The sequence below is a fragment of the Tardiphaga sp. P4_G1 genome (genome assembly GCF_056401215.1).
In genome coordinates this window covers 1-20258 of the sequence record NZ_JBFUJU010000005.1, presented here as the reverse complement: position 1 = coordinate 20258, position 20258 = coordinate 1, and the positions used below count along the sequence as shown (strand labels likewise).

The 20258-nt window shown below is 63.0% G+C and carries 19 protein-coding genes and 1 pseudogene; 9 read left to right on the top strand and 11 right to left on the bottom strand.

Features of this window, described 5'->3' with window-relative positions:
* Positions 1-55 precede the first annotated feature (55 nt).
* Complete coding sequence (locus AC1DUY_RS12840; RefSeq protein ID WP_309948338.1) at positions 56-448, bottom strand: RidA family protein; 393 nt, start codon at positions 446-448, stop codon at positions 56-58.
* A 129-nt stretch (positions 449-577) separates the two neighbouring features.
* On the opposite strand from AC1DUY_RS12840, the gene AC1DUY_RS12835 reads away from it, so the two are divergent.
* A complete protein-coding gene (locus AC1DUY_RS12835; RefSeq protein ID WP_478114690.1) occupies positions 578-1339 on the top strand; it encodes an ArsR/SmtB family transcription factor in 762 nt (253 codons plus the stop codon).
* Here AC1DUY_RS12835 and AC1DUY_RS12830 read toward each other — a convergent pair.
* Complete coding sequence (locus tag AC1DUY_RS12830) at positions 1321-2919, bottom strand: glycosyltransferase family 39 protein (RefSeq protein ID WP_478114688.1); 1599 nt, start codon at positions 2917-2919, stop codon at positions 1321-1323. The two genes, AC1DUY_RS12835 and AC1DUY_RS12830, sit on opposite strands and share 19 nt — an antisense overlap.
* Before the next feature lie 119 nt (positions 2920-3038).
* On the opposite strand from AC1DUY_RS12830, the gene AC1DUY_RS12825 reads away from it, so the two are divergent.
* From AC1DUY_RS12825 to AC1DUY_RS12815, 3 genes are all read left to right on the top strand, one after another.
* Positions 3039-4799: an adenylate/guanylate cyclase domain-containing protein gene (locus AC1DUY_RS12825; RefSeq protein WP_478114686.1), complete on the top strand. Its 1761-nt coding sequence runs from the start codon at positions 3039-3041 to the stop codon at positions 4797-4799.
* Positions 4800-4965: 166 nt separating this feature from the next.
* Positions 4966-5211, top strand: coding sequence for a hypothetical protein (locus AC1DUY_RS12820; RefSeq protein ID WP_089265306.1), 246 nt, complete (start codon positions 4966-4968; stop codon positions 5209-5211).
* Positions 5212-5533: 322 nt separating this feature from the next.
* A complete protein-coding gene (locus AC1DUY_RS12815) occupies positions 5534-5734 on the top strand; it encodes a cold-shock protein (protein WP_068734210.1) in 201 nt (66 codons plus the stop codon).
* Positions 5735-6015: 281 nt separating this feature from the next.
* Here AC1DUY_RS12815 and AC1DUY_RS12810 read toward each other — a convergent pair whose 3' ends face one another.
* Together AC1DUY_RS12810 and AC1DUY_RS12805 are read right to left on the bottom strand one after the other, a co-directional pair.
* Complete coding sequence (locus AC1DUY_RS12810; protein WP_478115267.1) at positions 6016-6624, bottom strand: hypothetical protein; 609 nt, start codon at positions 6622-6624, stop codon at positions 6016-6018.
* Positions 6625-6753: 129 nt separating this feature from the next.
* Entirely contained in the window at positions 6754-7218 is a 465-nt protein-coding gene (locus AC1DUY_RS12805) for an Lrp/AsnC ligand binding domain-containing protein (protein WP_478114683.1), read from the bottom strand.
* Between the two features lie 112 nt (positions 7219-7330).
* Here AC1DUY_RS12805 and putA point away from each other — a divergent pair.
* The 3 genes and pseudogenes from putA to AC1DUY_RS12790 all read left to right on the top strand — a co-directional run.
* Positions 7331-10327 (top strand): annotated as a pseudogene (putA, locus tag AC1DUY_RS12800) (bifunctional proline dehydrogenase/L-glutamate gamma-semialdehyde dehydrogenase PutA); the annotation flags it as partial.
* A gap of 284 nt (positions 10328-10611) precedes the next feature.
* Positions 10612-11817, top strand: coding sequence for a CaiB/BaiF CoA transferase family protein (locus AC1DUY_RS12795; protein WP_478114681.1), 1206 nt, complete (start codon positions 10612-10614; stop codon positions 11815-11817).
* 218 nt (positions 11818-12035) lie between these two features.
* Entirely contained in the window at positions 12036-12602 is a 567-nt protein-coding gene (locus tag AC1DUY_RS12790; RefSeq protein WP_120291570.1) for a fasciclin domain-containing protein, read from the top strand.
* Between the two features lie 71 nt (positions 12603-12673).
* Here AC1DUY_RS12790 and AC1DUY_RS12785 read toward each other — a convergent pair whose 3' ends face one another.
* From AC1DUY_RS12785 to AC1DUY_RS12775, 3 genes are all read right to left on the bottom strand, one after another.
* A complete protein-coding gene (locus AC1DUY_RS12785) occupies positions 12674-12832 on the bottom strand; it encodes a hypothetical protein (RefSeq protein ID WP_478114679.1) in 159 nt (52 codons plus the stop codon).
* A gap of 12 nt (positions 12833-12844) precedes the next feature.
* Complete coding sequence (locus tag AC1DUY_RS12780) at positions 12845-14353, bottom strand: hypothetical protein (RefSeq protein WP_478114677.1); 1509 nt, start codon at positions 14351-14353, stop codon at positions 12845-12847.
* Positions 14354-14447: 94 nt separating this feature from the next.
* Positions 14448-15407 (bottom strand): hypothetical protein, encoded by a 960-nt coding sequence (locus tag AC1DUY_RS12775; protein ID WP_478114675.1) that lies wholly within the window; start codon positions 15405-15407, stop codon positions 14448-14450.
* Between the two features lie 174 nt (positions 15408-15581).
* On the opposite strand from AC1DUY_RS12775, the gene AC1DUY_RS12770 reads away from it, so the two are divergent.
* Complete coding sequence (locus AC1DUY_RS12770) at positions 15582-16193, top strand: glutathione S-transferase family protein (RefSeq protein WP_478114673.1); 612 nt, start codon at positions 15582-15584, stop codon at positions 16191-16193.
* 2 nt (positions 16194-16195) lie between these two features.
* On the opposite strand, the gene AC1DUY_RS12765 is transcribed toward AC1DUY_RS12770, so the two are convergent.
* The 3 genes from AC1DUY_RS12765 to AC1DUY_RS12755 are packed head-to-tail and all read right to left on the bottom strand — an operon-like array spanning position 16196 to position 18207.
* The gene (locus AC1DUY_RS12765; protein ID WP_478114671.1) at positions 16196-16693 is read right to left on the bottom strand and encodes a TPM domain-containing protein; all 498 of its coding nucleotides are present in this window, start codon (positions 16691-16693) and stop codon (positions 16196-16198) included.
* Positions 16693-17574, bottom strand: coding sequence for a TPM domain-containing protein (locus tag AC1DUY_RS12760; RefSeq protein WP_478114669.1), 882 nt, complete (start codon positions 17572-17574; stop codon positions 16693-16695). The genes AC1DUY_RS12765 and AC1DUY_RS12760 overlap by 1 nt, the downstream gene beginning before the upstream one ends.
* Positions 17575-17598: 24 nt before the next feature.
* Positions 17599-18207, bottom strand: coding sequence for a LemA family protein (locus AC1DUY_RS12755; protein WP_089265314.1), 609 nt, complete (start codon positions 18205-18207; stop codon positions 17599-17601).
* 188 nt (positions 18208-18395) lie between these two features.
* Here AC1DUY_RS12755 and AC1DUY_RS12750 point away from each other — a divergent pair, with 188 nt between their 5' ends.
* Positions 18396-19958 carry an AMP-binding protein gene (locus AC1DUY_RS12750; protein WP_478114666.1) on the top strand — a complete coding sequence of 521 codons (1563 nt, stop codon included), beginning with the start codon at positions 18396-18398 and terminating at the stop codon, positions 19956-19958.
* 75 nt (positions 19959-20033) lie between these two features.
* Here AC1DUY_RS12750 and AC1DUY_RS12745 read toward each other — a convergent pair.
* A partial coding sequence (locus AC1DUY_RS12745) for a transposase (RefSeq protein ID WP_478114664.1) occupies positions 20034-20258 on the bottom strand: 225 nt, incomplete at its 5' end.

Genomic DNA, 20258 nt, shown 5'->3' with positions numbered 1-20258 from the left:
GTCTTGTTTGGGGTGATGGGTTTCGCGAAGACGCTCTACCCATCCTACGATCTTGCTAAACCGCTGCCACGCAGTCGACCTCGACGTCGAACGGGCCATGCCATCCCGCAACGATGAAAAAGCCGCGTGCCGGCGGCTCGCCTGAGAAGTAACGCGCATAAACCCGATTGATGGTTTCGAACTGATCGGCCCCCGTGCAATAGACATTGCACTTGATCACCCTGTCGATCGATGAGCCCGCAGCCGTAAGGCACAGCGCCATCTGATCGAGGACAATCTCGATCTGCCGCTCCAGCGGGAAGCGCCTGATCTCCCCGGTCTCGGGATCATAGGGCGGCAATTGCGAGACATAGACGAGATCGCCATAGCGCACGGCCGGCGCGACAGGAACCTTCCGTGCCTCGAAATAGGATGAGAACGGTTCGACGCGAATGAACTGTGCCTGCATGTTTCCGCTCCCGGCTGCCATTATTGATCGCATCATCGCACGGGGGACGGCTGGCGCCGGGCCAATTGGTTCGGCGCCGGCCGAACCGACGGGAGTGGCGAATTATCCGGCGAGCCGCTACGCTGGGATATGGTCGCCTCCGCAAACATGGTCGAAGTCGCAGCGCTGGTTGGTGACACTGCGCGCGCGACCATGCTTGCGGCACTCATGGGAGGTCAGGCGCTCACGGCAACCGAGCTGGCGTTTCAGGCTCGGATATCCCGCCCCACCGCGAGCGAACATTTGGCTCAGCTGCTCAACGCGCGATTGATATCGGTGACACCGAGCGGACGGTTTCGTTACTATCGGATCACATCACCGCTCGTGGCCCAGATGCTGGAAAGCATGATCGCCGTCGCGGCCCTGGAAATGCCACCGAGGCATCGACCGCGTTCCGCCCGCGATGAAGCGTTGTGCCTTGCACGCAGTTGCTACGATCACATGGCCGGACGGTTGGGCGTTGCAGTCGCGGACGCGCTGATCGAACGAGACTACATGCATCTGAGCGCAGACGGCGGAGTGCTTACCGACGCAGGCCACCGCTTCCTCTGCGACTTCGGAGCCAGGCTTGAAACCGACCGCCGCAGCAAGCGCATCTTCTGCCGGGCCTGTCTGGACTGGAGCGAGCGGCGCTATCATGTGGGTGGATTGGTCGGCGCCGAGCTGCAACGGCGGTTTCTGGAACTCGGATGGGTTGCGCGAACGGGCGCGACTCGCGCCTTTAAAGTAACGGATGCCGGCAAGGTTGAATTGAAAGATATATTTGGCATCGACCTGGACGTCGCATGCACCAATCGCGGCCTGCTTCCGCCTCGTCAACCGGGAGAAAGTCCTCAGCGCGCCGCCAGCTGAATGCGTGACGGCACAGACATTTCGGCCAGCGCCGGCCAGCGATAGAACGGCGTATCAGGCTTCGGCGTCAGGTCAGGCGTCCAGCCGGTGAGCTTGTCGATCGCATAGTGCTTCATGGCCGTGCCGCGCCAGATGGTATCGACTTCGGCAACAGGCGTGAGCACTGCGCGGGTCGTCGCCAGCAGCGGGCGCTGATTGTCCGCGGTCTGCGCGATGTAAAGTCCGGTGTGCCCCTTAATTCTGTCCATGCCGGGATCGCGAAAACCGATAAATCTGGCGCGCTCGTTGACCTGCACCACCGGCACCCTGTCCTTGAGATGCCAGCGCAGCATCGCATAGGTGCGGTAGTCGGTCGTCGCGATCCACGTGGCGCCGGTGGTCTTCATGTCAGCCAATGCGCGGTCGGCCAGCACCTGATAGCCGCCCTCGCCGCCAAGCGGATCGTTCTTGCCGATCAGGTTCCATGGCGCGGCCACGCTATAGAGGAAGACCAGCACCACCAGCGGAATGCCGGTGGCGATGGCGGCGATGCTCCAGCCATAGGAGGCACGCACCATGCGCGGCGACCAGCCGTCGCCCGCGAGCTTCGTCAGGTTGATCGCCGCTGCAGCGATGCCGGCGGGCCACAGGAACATCGGCCAGGTATCGCCGACACGCAGGGTCAGCGACTTCCATGCAAAGAAAAAGAACGGCACCAATACGCAGGTGGCGAGCAGGATCGCGACCGGTTCGCGGCGGCGATAGCCACGCCATGCCGTGACGACAACCGCGGAGAGAATGACCGGCATCAGGATGAAGCCGACCTGACCGAACTGCAGGCCGAGAAAATCGCCGAGCGTGCGCAGCGACACCTCGTTGTTCGTGGTGGCGCGGATGAACTGGAACCTGAACGATGCCCAGTCGTGGCCGGCATTCCAGATCAGGACCGGCGACGAGATCGCCAGTGCGATCAGCACGGCCAGCCATGGATACGGGCTGCGCAGCCCGCGCCCGCGCCATTCCGGCACCAGCATGAAAGCGAGAATGCCCGGTACGAACATCACCACGGTCAGCTTCGACAGCAGCGCGAGACCACCGAAGACGCCGGCCGCGAGCCACCAGCGCCCGTCATGGCTTTCGGCAAGCCGCAGCAGCGACCACAGCATCGCCATGGCGAACGGGATCAACGCGACATCCGGCGCGACCTTGGCCATCAGCAATCCGTAATACAGCGCCGCTTCCGACATCAGCACCGCCAGCAGCACCGCGCGCAGATCCTGCGTGACGCGGCGAACGATGTCGGCGAGCAGCAATTGCGTCACCGCCATCGCCGCGATACCGGCGAAACGCGCGCCTAAATTGGTGTCGCCAAAGATCAGCGTGCCTGCACGGATGAACCATGAGATCATCGGCGGATGATCGAGGAACGACAGCACGTTTTCCTTCGACCAGGTCCAGTAATAGGCCTCGTCGGTGCGCAGATCGAACAGCCCGGCATAGACCAGCCGCATCGCTGTCAGCGCGACCAGCAATGCACCGATCACCCAAAAGGCGCGGCGGGAGACATTCCGATCGAGGTAAGGGTCGGGAAAAGACGTCATCGCCGAGCTTTTCGGCGGACTTCGCCATGCTGTCAACTTGTTGACTTTACTGCTGGATAAGGTCTGTCCGGAGACCGCTCCGGATGGCATCGGAGCGCGTCTCGCCGTAGGGTTTCGCCATGGACGCAACGTTCAAGACAGCCGGCAAGCCTCCCGGGGCCACCCCCGCCACCACATGGTGGCGCGGCATCGGGCTGCGTCAGGTCAGGCTGGTCTGCGGACTCGTGCTGTTCACCTATCTGCTCAGCCATTTTCTGAATCACGCGCTTGGCAATATCTCGCTCGACGCGTTGCAGACCGGCGTCGTCATCCATGCCGGCTTCTGGCAGTTTTTTCCGGTCGCGGTGACCTTCTACTCGGCGGTGACGATCCATGGCGTGCTCGGCATCTGGGCGCTGTTCGAACGCCGGCAATTCCGCTGGCGAGCCGTCGAGCCGCTGCAACTGGTACTCGGGCTCAGCATTCCCGCACTCATCGTCGGCCATGTGGTCGCCGTCCGCCTGGGAGAAAACCTGTACGACATCAATCGCAGCTATCCTCAGGTGTTCTATGGCTGGATCACCTCGCCCGCGAAGACGTGGTCGATGTATCTCGTGGTGGTCGTGTCCTGGCTGCACGGGTGTATCGGGCTGTATTTCTGGCTGCGGCTGAAAGCCCATTTCAAGAGCCTCGCGCCCTATCTTCTATCGGCTGCCGTGCTGATCCCGACACTGGCGCTGCTTGGCATCTTCCAGGGCAAGCGTGAGGTCGAGGCCAAGCTGGCATCGCCGCAATGGCAGGCCGAGAATTTCGGCCCGGACCGGATGGGCACCGCTCCACAGCAGCAGACACTGGGCGACATCACCGACGATCTCCTGATCGGCTATCTCGCGCTGCTCGGTATCGTGCTCGCAGCCCGCGCCATCCGCATGGTCGTCGAACGCCGCGCCGGGATGATCAATCTGTCCTATAGCGACGGTCGCAAGCTGCGCGTCCCTCTCGGCCTCAGCGTGCTGGAAGCGAGCCTGCGTCATCGCGTGCCGCATGCCAGCGTCTGCGGCGGACGCGCGCGCTGTTCGACCTGCCGCATTCGCGTCACCAGCGGTGTCGAGACATTGCCGGCACCTTCCGCGCGCGAAGCCTTCGTGCTGAGCAGGATCGGCGGCGCTGCAGATCCCGCGGTCCGGCTGGCCTGCCAGTTGCGGCCGACAACTGATGTGGCCTTCGTTCAACTGTTCGCACCGCAGGTGACCAGCGCGAATGCGCATGCGTCGCAGCCGGCGCGGATCGGCCAGGAGCGTTATCTCGTCTGCATGTTCGTCGACATGCGCGGCTCCACCATGCTCGCCGAGAAACGGCTGCCTTACGACACGGTGTTCATCGTCAACCGCTTTCTCGACGCCGTCTCGCGAGCTGTGATCGCAAGCGGCGGCAAGCCCAACCAGTTCATCGGCGACGGCGAGCTGGCGCTGTTCGGCCTCGCCTGCGATCCGCAGACCGCGTGTCGTCAGGCCCTGCAGGCTGCACGGCTCATTGCCGAGAATATCGAGGAACTCAATCGCGCCCTCGCCCATGACCTGCCGCAGCCGCTGCGTTTCGGCATCGGCATTCACGGCGGCGAAGTCATCGTCGGCGATATCGGCTATCGCGACCACATGGTGTTCACCGCACTCGGCGATGCGGTCAATGTCGCTGCGCGCCTGCAGGACATGACCAAGAGCCTCGCTTGCGAAGTCATCATCTCCGAAGAAGTCAGCACCACCGCAGGCCTCGCGGGTGACGCGCTGCCACAACAGGACATCGCGATCCGCGGTCGCGCCGCGCCGATGAATGTACGCACGATCACAGATGCGAAGGTGCTTTCGTCTCTCGTTACCAGCGACATGGTTTCCGCGCTTTAACGCTGTTCCTGCAGGGCGCACACGCTTGGCCTGCCTGAACAGGCATTCAGAAAATTCCTACAGAATTTCTTCGAACCCGCTCCGAAATCGATGCGACGAATTTGCGATGGATCGAACAGACAGATCCCGCAACCAGCGCTTCGCGCATCACTGAAGGAGAACGACCATGTTTCGCAAACTCGCACTCGCATTCGTTGCAGCAGCTTCCCTCGGCGCGATGGCGCTCACGCCGTCCACCGCATCCGCCCATGGCTGGGGCTGGCATGGCCATCACCACCACTTCCATGGCGGCGGCTTCTACGGCCCCACTTTCGGCATTGGCTATGTCGGTGGCGGCGGTGGATGCTATGTGAGCCGCCGCGTGATGACGCCCTACGGCCTGCGCTGGCGCACGGTTAACGTCTGCTACTAATCCTCGCATGAGGGCTGCGAACCCCGGCCGCCTCGGCCGGGGTTTTGCATTGCAGCGATATCACTCGCGTGCAGGTAACAACGCATGGTCGTATCGCGACCGAGCCTGGCACTCTGCTTTTGCGACCTTCCGCCGCGTCGGAAACATCCTGAATAGCGACGAATCCCGGCAAATTGGACAGATAACGGTCGGTTTCGACGATTTCTGCACGCCGTTTGAGCTATCAAGCTTGGCAATCCGCGGGTAACGTGCGCATGTCGGATATGCCGGTTTGCGGGGACCGGCAGTTCGTTATCGATTTTGATCCCGCGGAGACGACGTGATGACTAAAGGCACTGTGAAGTGGTTCAACCCGACGAAGGGTTATGGATTCATCCAGCCGGCGAATGGCGGCAAGGACGTGTTCGTTCATATTTCGGCAGTTGAGAAGGCTGGCCTTTCGACACTGAACGAAGGACAGACCGTTGAATTCGAGGAAGTTGCCAACCGCGGCAAGACCTCGGCTGAGAACCTCAAGGTCTGATACATCTGGTTTGATACCAGTGTGATCCGGCTGCTTCCCCGAAGTTTTCCAGATCACGCCTCAACAATGTAGAGCGCATTCGGCACGAGCGGTTTCCTCCAAAGGGGCACCTCTCCTGCAACGCAATCAGTTTCACGCAGGATTGCGCTAATTCGATCCGCGGTGTGCGCTCTAGCCTAACTCCAAAAGTCCGAGCTGAGATCTTTGTAAGGTCCGCTCCTTAGAGCCGCCAGTTGACGTGACGCACGCCTCAGCGACGCGACGGCCCTCCATTCCCTGCTTCAGTTTTCCTTGACCCACTGATCGGCCGGCTTGACGTCCGGCAGCTGTGCATAGCTGCGCGTCCACATGTCGACAACCCATTCGGTGCCCGTCGCGCGGTCCAGCAGCACGGCGGTATTGTGCGGCGTCTGCAGCACCAGCGCATTGCCGCGATAGCGCGGATTGCCCACCGTGTGATGCTTCAGCAAACCCCAGTCCTGGATGATCAGAAGCAGGCTGGTGACGTTGCGCGTCGTGTCCCAGCAATCGAAATTATGCTTGTCGTCGAAATAGCGGAAATCCGCATTGGCGATCCGCTTGTCGGTACCGAGCACCGGGCCGACGCGGCGGTCCCACCACACCACCGCCTTCTGCACGGCAGCGCGTTCCGCCGCGGCCGACGCCTTGCCCGCGGCGAGAAGCTTGGTGAGCGCGGCCCTGTCGGCAGGCGTGAAATCGAAGGCGTGGCGACGCCGGCAGACGAAGCCGTAGCAGATGGTCATGGAACCGGCCGATGGCGGGTAGATCGACACCGACGTGTAGAGATCGCTGACCTCGCGGGACATTTCGATCGCGCGCGCATGCGACATCGAGAACAGGCCAGTCACTGCGATGACACCTGCCGCCATCAGAATACGAAAATCGGCGACACGAAGATTGAAGTAGCCTGCCCGCATGATTTGCTCCGAGAGAAACGCGCGGAAACCTAACGCAGCGTTCTCGGACTGCCAAGGCAACGGCGGCGTTATCCCGGCTCGCTATCCCACCGGCAGCGGTGCGTCGCGCTTCACTTCTTCCATGACCGCGTAAGTGCGGCTCTCGCGCACGCCGGGCAGTGCCAGCAGACTCTCGCCGAGAAAACGGCGATAGGCGCTCATGTCGGCAACGCGCGCCTTCACCAGATAATCGAAACCGCCGGCCACCATGTGGCACTCCAGCACTTCCGGCGCGAGCCGCACGGCGCGGGCAAAGCGCTCGAACACATCCGGCGTGGTCTTGTCGAGCAGCACCTCGACGAACACCAGCAGGCCAAGGCCGAGCATCTGCGGATTCAGCCGCGCGCCATAGCCCTCGATATAGCCGTCGCGCTGCAGCCGCTTCAGCCGCTCGCCGATCGAGGTCGGGGACAGGCCGACCTTCTCGGCCAGCTCGACATTGGCGATTCGGCCGTCAGCCTGCAGGACGGCGAGGATTTTCCGGTCAATCTTGTCGATATCAATCATATCAGGTGTATAGCACGATCATTTCCGGATTATCTAAGGTAAAATTGCGATATCTCCTATCGAATTACGGGAAGACCAAGATTAGGCTTGCAGGATATCCGAGGAAACGCCCATGCCGCCCGATTTCATGCCTCCCTTCACCGCTCCCTATGCACCGAATGATGGGGCCATCGCCGCCCGGCTTCTGGCCGGCGCGGCCATGACCCCCGCCCAGGACGCGCGGATCGACGCAACGGCCACGCGCCTGGTCGACGCGATCCGCGCCAAGGACGACCGCTTCGGCGGCGTCGAGGACATGCTGCGGGAATATGCGCTCTCCACCAAGGAGGGCCTTGCGCTGATGGTGCTGGCCGAGGCGCTCTTGCGGGTGCCGGACGCGCGGACCGCCGATGCCTTTATCGAGGACAAGCTCGGCCAGGGCGACTTCATCCATCACGAGACCAGATCCAGCGCGTTTCTGGTCAACGCCTCCGCATGGGCGCTCGGCATCTCGCAGCGGGCGATTCAGCCGGGCGAGACGCCGACGGGCACGCTGGGCCGGCTGGCGAAGCGGATCGGATTGCCTGCGGTGCGCACGGCGACGCGGCAGGCGATGCGGCTGATGGGCAGCCACTTCGTGCTCGGCGAAACCATCGATGCAGCGCTGGCCCGCGCGCGCGCGCCGTCCGAACGCCCGGCGCGTTATTCCTTCGACATGCTCGGCGAAGGCGCGCGCACCAAGGACGACGCACAACGCTATTTCGACTCCTATGCCTCGGCCATCTCGGCCATCGGCCGCGCCGCGGGCAACAACCCGCTGCCCGACCGGCCGGGTATCTCGGTCAAACTCTCGGCATTGCATCCGCGCTATGAGGCGGTGAGCCATCAGCGCGTGATGCGCGAACTGGTGCCGCGCCTGATCGCGCTGGCGCAGCAAGCGAAGAGCTATGACCTCAATTTCACCGTCGATGCCGAAGAAGCCGACCGGCTCGAACTCTCGCTCGATGTGATCGATGCGGCCTTTGCCGATCCCTCGCTGGCAGGTTGGGATGGCTTCGGGCTTGCAATCCAGGCCTATCAGAAGCGCGCCGAAGCGGTGATCGATCACATCGACGCGCTGGCGCGCCGTCACGATCGCAAGATGATGGTGCGGCTCGTCAAGGGCGCCTATTGGGACACCGAGATCAAGCGTGCCCAAGAACGCGGGCTCATTGGCTATCCGGTGTTCACGCGCAAGGCGATGACCGACCTCAACTACATCACCTGCGCACAGAAGCTGCTCGCGATGCGGCCGCGCATCTTCCCGCAATTCGCCACGCACAACGCGCTCTCCGTCGCGACCATCCTCGAACTGGCTGGCACCAGCGGCGGCTACGAATTCCAGCGCCTGCACGGCATGGGCGACGCGCTCTATGAGCAGCTCAGCAAGGACCATCCCGCGATCCGCTGGCGTACCTATGCGCCGGTCGGCAGTCATCGCGATCTGCTGGCCTATCTGGTACGGCGCCTGCTGGAGAACGGCGCGAACTCATCTTTCGTGGCGATCGCCGCGGATGACGCTGTGCCGATCGCAAGCTTGCTGCAGCGACCGGCCGCGATCATCGGCGCTCCCGATCGCGCGCGACACGCGAAGATTCCGCTGCCAGCCGATCTCTATCGACCGGAGCGCACCAATTCACGCGGCATCGAATTTGGCGAACACGCTGCGTTGAACAAATTGCTGGCCGAGATTGCGACCAGCAAGCCTGACATGGACAAGGTGGTCGATGCCAATGCCGAGCAGGCAGGTGCTGCAGTGACGGCAGCACGCACTGGCTTTGCATTATGGAGCCACACCCCAGCACATGAACGCGCGGCGATCCTCGACAACGCCGCCGATCTGTTGGAACAGCGCCGCGCGTCCTTCATCGCATTGCTGCAACAGGAAGGCGGCAAGACGCTCGACGATGCGCTGTCGGAGGTCCGCGAAGCCATCGACTTCTGCCGCTATTACGCCGCGCAGGGCCGCAAGCAATTCGGCACTGGCCAGACAATGCCCGGGCCCACCGGCGAGAGCAACGTGTTGAGCCTGCGCGGCCGTGGCGTCTTCGTCGCCATCTCGCCGTGGAATTTTCCGCTGGCGATCTTTCTCGGCCAGGTCAGCGCCGCACTGATGGCGGGCAACACGGTTGTCGCCAAGCCGGCCGAACAAACGCCACGCATCGCGGCACGGGCCGTACGCCTGCTTCATGAAGCGGGTGTGCCCGCGTCAGCATTGCATCTGATCCAGGGCGACGGCCACACCGGGGCGGCGCTCGTCGCGCATCCCGCCATCGCCGGTGTGGTGTTCACCGGCTCGACCGAGGTGGCCCGATCCATCAACCGCACCCTCGCCGCCAAGGATGGCCCGATCGTGCCACTGATCGCCGAGACCGGCGGCATCAATGCGATGATCGTCGATGCCACCGCGCTGCCGGAACAGGTCGCCGACGATGTGGTGATGTCGGCGTTCCGGTCGGCCGGGCAGCGTTGCTCCGCGTTGCGGCTGCTATTGGTGCAGGACGATGTCGCCGACCGCATGATCGAGATGATCGTGGGCGCAGCCCGGGAACTTAAGCTCGGCGATCCCCGCGATGCCGCCACCCATATCGGCCCGGTGATCGATGCCGAAGCGAAGCAGAAGCTCGATGCGCATATTGCGCGCATGACGACCGAAGCACGCGTACACTTTGCGGGCACGGCACCTGTAGGCAACTTCGTCGCGCCGCATATTTTCGAACTCGCGAGCGCACGTCAGCTCACCGAAGAAGTGTTCGGTCCGATCCTGCATGTGGTGCGCTACCGCGCTACCGACTTCGACAAGGTGTTGCAGGATATTGCCGACACCGGCTTCGGGCTCACGCTCGGCGTGCATTCGCGGATCGACGATATGGTTGAGCGCGTGATAGCCCGCCTGCCGGTCGGGAATGTCTATGTGAACCGCAACATGATCGGCGCCGTGGTCGGCGTGCAACCCTTCGGCGGCTTCGGCCTGTCCGGCACCGGCCCGAAAGCCGGCGGTCCGCACTACCTCGCCCGCTTCGCCACCGAACAGACGGTGACGATCAACACCGCCGCCGCGGGTGGCAATGCAGCATTGATGACAGATCAAAACCGATCCTTCTTACCCTCCCCTGGAGGGGGAGGGGCGGTGAGCAGCACGCAACGCGTGTTGCGAGACGGGGTGGGGTGAAGCCACAACGACGGAGCTTGCTGCTTCACCCCACCTCGCTGCGCGCTATGCACGCAGCGACCCTCCCCCTCCAGGGGAGGGTTAGCTGAGGCCGTTGCATCACCCATCGAAGATGGGTCAAATGCGTCACCGGATTCCGGATGGAATTAAATTCCGGCAGACGGCAAGAACAACACGCAGAACAAAAGCGACGGGAGTGACGCATGGAAGACGGTCTGTTCAAGGGGCTGAAGGTGCTGGACTGCGCGAGTTTCATCGCCGCGCCCGCCGCAGCCACAGTGCTGTCCGACTTCGGCGCCGACGTCATCAAGATCGAACCGCCGGGTGCCGGCGATCCCTATCGCAACCTGCCCAACCTGCCCGGTTATCCCAAGAGCGAACACAACTATGCGTGGATGATGGAGAGCCGGAACAAGAAGAGCCTCGCGCTCGATCTGGCCAAGCCGGAAGGCCAGGCGGTGCTCTACAAGCTCATCGCCGAAGCCGACGTCTTCATCACCAATTTCCCGCCGCCGGTGCGCAAGCGCCTGAAGATTGCCTATGAGGATATCGCGCCGCTGAACGAGCGGCTGATCTATGCCTGCTTCACCGGCTATGGCGACAAGGGCGCGGAAGCCGACAAGCCAGGTTTCGACTCGACGGCGTGGTGGGCGCGCTCCGGCATGATGGATCTGGTGCGGGCGGACGAGGACACGACACCCGCGCGTTCGATCGCCGGCATGGGCGACCATCCCTGTGCTATGGCGCTGTATGGCGCCATCGTCACCGCGCTCTACAAGCGCGAGAAGACCGGCAAGGGCTGCCAGGTGAAATCGAACCTGATGGCCAATGGTGTGTGGTCGTCGAGCGTGCTGGCACAGGCCAAGCTGGTGGGCGCCAAGTTCGAGAAACGCCGCTCGCGCGAGGAAGCGCTCAACGCCGTCACCAATCACTACAGGTGCCGCGACGGCCGCTGGATCATGCTGTCGCTGCTTGCCGAAGAGCGGCAGTGGCCGGCTTTCACCAAATGCCTCGGCCGCGAGGACCTGCGCGACGATCCGCGCTTCGCAACCAAACCTGATCGCCATGCGCGCTCGGTCGAGCTGATCAAGATCCTCGACGAGGTGTTCGCGACCCGCGACCTCGCCGACTGGCGCGAGCGGCTCGACGGCAATGGCCTCGTGTTCGGCTTTGTCGGCATTCTCGACGATATTCCGAACGATCAGCAGATGAAGGACAATGACGTGCTGATCCCGTTCGAAGGAACCGACATCCTCACCATCAACAGCCCGATCTGGGTCGGCGGCGAGACAAAGCGCAAGCCGCATCTGCCGCCGTCCATCGGCCAGCACAGCGACGAGATCCTGCGCGCCGCCGGCTTCGATGATGCCGATATCGCGCGGTTGCGCGCTTCCGGCACGGTAGCATAGTCGCGCAAGCCGCGGGTTACGCAGCCCGCGCGAAAGAGTTTCAAATTGCGATGCAGCCTGTGATCACGAAGTGGTCACAGGCCGACCTGAAACCGCCTCCCCTAAAACGCGTAGCTGGTCTCGTTAGCGCAACAGGCACTCGCCATGTCGCGCGGCAACGAGATCACCACGCCTGCGGATTCCCCGCCGGCGACGCCACTATCAACCGGGAGACGACCATGTCCAAGAAGCGCATTGCACTGCTGTCATTTGCCGCCTTCAGCACGCTGATGATTTCGGCGAGCTTCCTTGAGCCTGCTGCTGCCAAGATGATGAAGGGCGAGAACACCGTCATGGTTGGCGGCGCCGCGATGTATCCGTCGAAGAACATCGTCGAGAACGCGGTGAATTCGAAGGATCACACCACGCTGGTCGCCGCCGTGAAGGCCGCCGGCCTCGTCGATACGCTGGCCAGCCCCGGCCCGTTTACCGTCTTCGCGCCGACCAATGCCGCATTCGGCAAACTGCCGAAGGGCACGGTCAATACGCTGGTGCAGCCCGAGAACAAGATGACCCTCACCAAGATCCTCACCTATCATGTGGTGCCCGGACGGCTCTCGGCGGCCGACCTCACCGATGGCAAGAAGCTGACGACTGTTGAAGGCGAACAACTCACCGTCAAGCGTTCGGGCGGCAAGGTCATGATCGTCGATGCCAAAGGTGGCGCCTCCACGGTGACGATCCCGAACGTCAACCAGTCGAACGGCGTGATCCACGTCGTCAACACCGTGCTGATGCCGGGCTGATCGTTCCAACGCACAGTCCGAATTGACGCATCTCGCCTCTCCCTGTCCGCAGGGAGAGGCATATTTTTCGACTAGCGCGCCAGCAGCCAGCCGAAGAAGCCGAGCCCGAGCAGAACCGCCACACCGATCGCCCAGGCGCTGACGCGAATGCTGCTTGTCGTCTGCTGCTTGCTCTCGTTCTCGGCGATCGCGATGTCGCGTTCCTTGATCTCTTTGTCGGTCTCGTTCATCGCGTCCTCATTTCATTTCACGAAACACATGCCGATTGCAGACGACGCATCCGCGCCAACCTGCTGACAGGCGAGACCTTCGGCACAGGTCCAGGACGCGAAGCTCTTGTCCGCGACGCCGTTCTGCTTCGGTCGATAACATGTCGCGCCCCAGCCATCGAGTACAGGCGATCCCACCAGTTCGTGGCTACCGCGCGTCTGCGGACGATCCGAAAACCCGCGCGAAAAATCCGGCGCCTTTCCATCGCGTATCGCCATGACGATATCGCGACGGCGGGGCTGGTCACCGATGAAATGCGGCGATGCCGGAACCGTTCCCTGCGACTGGTCTGCCAGCGTGTCCGCGCCCGGAAAATGGAAGCCGCCGATACCGCGGATCTGGTGGCAACCACCGCAGGTGATGTCGTTCAGCCGCCGCGCGAAGCCAGCCGGCGAACGGATATTCTCCAAGGCGCCGCCCTGCGCCACTGCCCGCTCCAGCGCGGCGACGACGTCACGCTCGCTGAACACGCCCTTCCCCTCGCTGTCTATCAGCCCGAACTCCGGCTGTAGCGCCGACGGTGCAAAGCCGGCTGGTGTCGACGACAGCGACGTGGTCGCAAGGAATTTCTCGGGGATCAAAACTGTACCGCGATCGAAAGTAAGGAGATTGGCGGGCGCAAGCAGCCAGTCGCGAAACGCGCGACCGAGCGCCGCGTCAGCCAGCAACCGGTCACGGTCGATCTGGTTCTCCATGGGTGTCTCGCGAAACTGCTTCGCGCTGGCATCGAAGCGAAACACCTTCTGCAAATAGTCGGTGCGAAATTCCTGCGTATCGGATTTCGGTCGATGCGCGATCTGCAGATTGGTCTCGATGCGATCAATATGCGCGGCTATGATTGTCGCAAGTGGCCCATCCGGTTTCAGCAGGCGATCCGCGCGTGCTACGCTAGTCTCGGTGAACGCCGCAGAGTCGAGCCAGCGCCGGGCGAGATCCGCGCATGTCACCGACGCATCGTTCGGATGCTTCGCACGAAGCACGAGATTGAGCGTCATCGGCAGACGCGGCGGCGTTGTGCCAGCGACCGTGCGCGTGAGGCGATAGACCAGCCTGATCTCGCCGCAGGTATCCGGAGTGACATAGGCCCGATCCATACGATTGACGATCCCGGCGAGAACGAACCGCGCGTCCGGCGATGTCAGCATTGCCTGGTCGAACAGTTGCACATCGTGTCCAGGGCCGACGCCGATGCTCACGCCCGGCTGGTGTGTGCGGTGATCGGCGAGATAGCGCGCAAAGGCATCATCCAGCGCGGCGCGGATTTGTGTCATCGCAGGCAGAGCAAACAGCGCGTCGTTGGGGATCGGCGTTGTCCGCGCGGGATCTAGCAGCTGCGCGAGGCTGAGACCGTGGGTGTTGTGCGTTTCCAGTGCCCGCAACACACCGGGATCGGTGACGGCGAGACCATTGCCCTCATCCGCCCGCGCGACGGGAGCCACGAGGCAGAGCAGCACGGCAATGAAGCTCAAGCGAAGTCGCACGGCGCAATCCCAAACGTCACGTCGGGAGGCTAGCCCAAAACAAAGGCCGCTGCACCAGCAGCGGCCTGAGCGCAGTCATCACAGGAAGGGCGGATCAGCGGGCGACAATCAGGCCGCGGCTCGTGACCACTGTCCAGCGACCGTCCTGCTTGCGGATCGCATCGACGCGGCCGAGACCCGGAACCGGATCGCCGGCATAGACTTCGAAGATTCCGGCACGGCCCTCGATAGTGGCACCGCCGCCGGCGATGTCGATGATGCGCCAGCCTTCGACCATGGGCAGGCGCGCAACTTCGGGCTTCGGTGCGGGGGTCGGCACCGGGGCGTTGATCGAACCGGTGACTTCCTTGGCCGGTGCCGAGGCAACCGGTGCAGGGGCCGGCGCGGGCGTAGCAGCAGGCGGCGGCGTGGTGCGCAGCTTTTCGACGGTCTCGCTCAGCTTGGCGAGTTTCGCGGCCGGTTCAGCCTGCGCCTTCTCGAGCTTGTCGAGACGCTCGGCAGACTTCGCGCGCGCCGCAATGGACTGCTTGGCGTTGCGGTCGACCTCGGCCTTGAGCGCCGAGAGTTCGCCATCGAGACGGGCGATATGGTCTTCCAGCGCCTGGTTGGTCGACTTGGTATCGTCGGCGGCAAACAGCTTGCCGAGGCCCGACATCGCGACCGAACCGCCGACTGCGCCGACGGTGATGCCCAGCGCGATCATCGCGGCAATGGCCATCATCCGGCTGCGGCCGGCCTTCTCTGCCGACTCGATCTTCGGCTCTGAATTGACGAAGTCTTCCCAGGAGTGCTCGCGCGATGCACTCTCGCGGGATGCGCCGTCACGCGGGCCGCTGTCGCGGGAGGGAGCCATGATGGTGATCCGACCTGGCGCACCGAGCTTCGGCGCTTCCCTCTTCGGCATCTGGGCGGGGCGCTCCTCGCCCTGCTCCGGTGCGAGCTTCGGCGAATCCACGTGGATGTCAGTATCGTGGGAACCGGCCGCCGCCGCGGCGCCGGTGTCGACGTGATCGCCGCTGACGTCTGGGGTGGAATCGGCCTTGTGCTCGCTCACGATCAAATTCTCCGGAATAGATGAACACTTTGGTAACTTTCATTGCTTGCCAAATCCTTACCGGGTGCTGTGCTTACGAAAATTTCACCTCTTGTCCGGCGATGGGAACCGTTGCTTGACGCGCACGCGACCCGCCCACACAACACCTGCAAACAGAACAATCGGGGAAATGCCATGAAGCTCTACGATTCCATCGGGCCGAATCCGCGCGTGGTGCGCATGTTCTTGGCCGAGAAGGGCATCAGCCTCCCCGTCCAGACTGTCGATCTTGCGGCCGGCGAGAACCGCGAACCCGCGCATCTGGCGCGCAATACGCACGGCCAGATGCCGACGCTCGAACTCGACGACGGCGCCTATGTGTCCGAGACGGTCGCGATCTGCGAATATGTCGAGGAGACGCATCCGACGCCGCCGCTGATCGGCACCACGCCCGAGCAGCGCGCCGAGGCACGGATGTGGCGCCAGCGCGTCGATCTCAATATCTGCCAGCACATCGCCAACGGCTATCGCTTTTCGGAGGGGCTCAAGCGTTTCGAGACACGCATCGTCTGCGTGCCCGAAGGCGCGCCGGGACTGAAGACAATCGCCATCGACCGGCTGCGCTGGCTCGACGGCCAGATGGCCGGCAAGACCTTCATCTGCGGCGAGCGGTTCACGATGGCCGACATCGTACTGTTCTGCTGGCTCGATTTCGCCGACAAGGTGAAGCAGCCGTGGGACCGAGGGAATGCGAAGGTCGCGGCGTGGTTCGAACGCGTGAATACGCGGGAGTCGGTGAAGGCGTAGCGTTACAGCACCACCGGCGCATCGGGCAGCTCATTCACCGAGCCGGCATCGCGCGGGAAATGCGTTACCAGATGCTGCGTCACCGCGTCGATCCCCTTGATCACGCCTTGCTCGAAATGCCCGGCGCGAAACTCCGCCTCCATCATCTGGCAGATCGCTTCCCAGCCGGGTTTGCCGACGCGGGCATCGATGCCGCGATCGACCACGATCTCGACGTCGCGATCGGCGAGCAGCAGATAGATCAGCACGCCGTTGTTATGCGCGGTGTCCCAGACGCGCAGTTGCGCGAACACATCGATGGCGCGTTCGCGCGCGGATTGATTGCGGAACAGCGGCGCGCCGTCGAGCGCGCCCTCGACCACGAAGCGGATCTGTCCGGCATGGCTGGCTTCGGAGGCCTTGATGGCCTGTTCGATCGCCGCCAGCGATTGCGGCGGGAACGCCTTGCGGACCCGCGCGCGATTGCCGAGCAGATGGTTGCCGATGCGTTTCAGGCTCATCACCAACTCCCCGAAGCGCCGCCGCCACCGAAACTGCCACCGCCTCCACTGAAGCCGCCGCTGCTCGATGAACTCCCTGATGACCAGGAACCACCGCCGCCCCCAATATAGCCACCGCCGCGACGTCCACCGCCTCCGCCACCCGACATGAGGGCCTCGCTGATCAGCGTAAAGAAAAACGCGACCGCACCGAGAATGCCGCCGAACAGCAGGCTGCCCGCGACAAGCCAGACCACTGTCGTGACGAGCCCGCCGGTGGCCAATGAGCCGAACAGCCGGCCGAAGATATTGCGCAGGATACTGCCGAAGATCAGAACGCCGAACAGCAGGAACGGCGCATATTCCATGATCTGATCGAGGGCATTCGAATTGCCCTTCCATTCATCTGGCGCCGGCAGCGGCTCGCCATCGACCACCTTGATGATCTGATTGACGCCGGCTGTGATGCCACCCGCGAAATCGCCGGTCTTGAAGCGTGGCGTGATGATCTCGTCCATGATCCGTTTCGTGGTCACGTCGGTCAGTGCGCCTTCAAGGCCGTAGCCGACTTCGATGCGGAGCTTGCGATCGTCCTTGGCGACCAGCAGGATCGCGCCGTCATCGACTTTCTTGCGGCCGATCTTCCAGGCTTCGGCAACGCGGATGGAGTATTGCTCAATGGCTTCCGGCGCCGTGGTGGGCACGATCAGCACCACGATCTGGCTGCCCTTGCGCGACTCGAAATCACGCAGCGTGCTTTCGAGCGATGCCTGTTCGCCCTGGCTCAGCGTCGCGGTCTGATCGACCACGCGCCCCGTCAGAGCCGGCACGGCCACATCGGCCAGAGCAACGGCGCTCCAGCACAGCAGCAATGCCAGCAGGCAGGCTTTGATCACCTTCATCGGATCGGCCTGATCGGCACCCGCCTATTTCGCGGGCGCCGGCGTCGGGTTGAAGTCGACCTTGGGCGCGGTCGAGATTTCGCTCTCATTGGCGACCGAGAAATTCGCCTTCTCCTTATAGCCGAACATCATGGCCGTCAGATTGTTCGGGAAGGTGCGCACGCCGACGTTATAATCCTGCACCGACTTGATGTAGCGGTTGCGCGCCACGGTGATGCGGTTCTCGGTGCCTTCGAGCTGCGACATCAGATCCTTGAACAGCGCGTCCGACTTGAGCTGCGGATAGTTCTCGGTGACCACGAGCAAGCGCGACAGCGCGCTGGAGAGTTCGCCTTGCGCGGCCTGGAATTTCTGCAGCGCGGCGGGATCGTTGACCACATCGGGCGTCGCCTGCACCGAGCCGACCTTGGCGCGCGCATTTGTGACGCCCAGAAGAACGTCCTTCTCCTGTTGCGCAAAGCCCTTCACGGAATTCACGAGATTCGGCACGAGGTCCGCGCGGCGCTGATACTGGTTGACCACCTCCGACCAGGCCGACTTGACCTGCTCGTCATTGGTCTGGATCGCGTTGTAACCGCAATTGGTCAGGCTGAGGGTCGCCAGTGCGGCCAGCACGGTCAAAAACTTGCGCATGAAATTCTCCTGTGACGCGGCTCAAATGGCTCGACCGCTTCTAGCACAGGCAAACGACGAAAGCCGCCACAAGTTCATCGCGAATGCTGCAATGCCCATACGGGTTTAGGTTTGCATGCCCGGCATTCGTTGTTAGCCTTGCCGCAACCATCGGCCCACAGAAGCCGAGGACATTTGGGGAGGTTTCCATGACGAACGTGCTGAACGCGTTTCCGACCGTTGGCGCGCAGACCCTGCGGGCCCTGGCGCGCTATCCGGACCGCATCGCTTTCAGCTGGCCCGGCGGCTCGATCACCTATCGCGGCACCACGGACCTGATCGCGCGACTGCAGAATGTGTTCATGAACCTCGGCGCACAGCCAGGCACGAAAGTGGCGCTGCTCACAGCCAACCGCGCCGACACCTGGTGCGCCGGCGTCGCCGCGCAACTGTCGCGTTTCGCGATCTCCTGGCTGCATCCGCTGGGCTCGATGCAGGATCAGATCGACCAGATCGAGGACGCCGAAGCAACGATCCTGATCATTGACGCCGACAATTTCCTGCAGCGCGGCGGCGAACTGGCCTCGCGCGCGCAAGGCCTGCAGCACGTGTTCACGCTGGGCCGTGCGGATTATGGCATCGATCTTCTGAAAGTCGTCGGCTCGGGCGGCAGCGCCACTGCGCGGGACTTTGCACAGGTCGATGACATCGCCGTTCTGAACTACACCGGCGGCACCACCGGAAAATCCAAGGGCGCGCTGCGCCGGCATCGCGAAGTGTCGGGCTTTGCCAGCGCCATTCTGTCCGACTTCGAGATCCCGGACACGCCGAGCTATCTCACTGTGGCACCCATCAGCCATGTCGCCGGCACCAAGGTGCTGCCGACGCTGATGCGCGGCGGCACGGTACATATGCTGAAGGGGTTCGATCCCGAGGCGGTGCTCAAGACCATCGAACGCGAGCGCATCAATTTCACGCTGTTCGTGCCGACCATGATCTACGTGCTGCTCGATCATCCGACGCTGTCAAAGACCGATCTATCGTCGCTCGATCTGGTACTTTACGGCGCATCGCCGATGTCACCGAGCCGGCTGGTCGAAGGCATCGAACGTATCGGCCCGGTATTCTCGCAGCTCTACGGGCAGACCGAATGCTATCCAGTGTCGGTGCTGCGCAAGACGGATCATGATCCGAAGAAGCCCGAACTATTCCTGTCCTGCGGTTTTCCGATCGCCGTCTGCGACGTGCGCATTCTCGACGATGACGATCAGGAAGTGTCGCCCGGCGAGGCCGGCGAAATCTGCGTCCGCGCACCTCATGTGATGAAGGAATACTGGAAGCGGCCGGAGCAGACCGCGGAGACCCTCAAGAACGGCTGGCTGCATACTGGCGACATCGCCCGCGCCGACGAGCGCGGCTACATGTTCATCCTCGACCGCAAGAAGGACATGATCGTCTCCGGCGGCTTCAACATCTTCCCGCGTGAGATCGAGGATGTGTTGACCACCCATGCCGATGTCGCCATGTGCGCCGTCGTCGGCGTTCCCGACGACAAATGGGGCGAGGCCGTCACCGCCATCGTGGTCGCGCGCGGCGGGACGAAGCCGAATGCGGATGAGCTGATCAATCTGGTGAAGACCCGCAAGGGCTCGGCTCATGCGCCGAAGCACATCAAGTTCGTGACGGAGCTGCCGATGACCGGCGTCGGCAAGATCGACAAGAAGGCGCTGCGCGCGAGCTTCTGGGTCGGGCGCGAGCGGATGGTGGGGTAAGGGCTTAGCACTAACGCCGTCATTCCGGGGCGCGTGTGCATCTTGCGCACGCGAACCCGGCGACTGTCTTGTCTGTCAATGGGGCTGAGTCTCTCCGTCATAGTGTTTGTTGGCTTTGACGAGCGCGTTGGCGGTGATGAGGAGCTTTCGGGCAATGGCGATGAGCGCCACCTTGGCCGGTTTTCCCTGCAACCGCAGGGCCTGATAGGCCTGTTTCATCTGCGGATGATGGCGGCAGGCAACGAGAGCTGCCATGTACAGCGCGGCGCGAACGCAGGGCCGACCGCCGGCAATCATCGC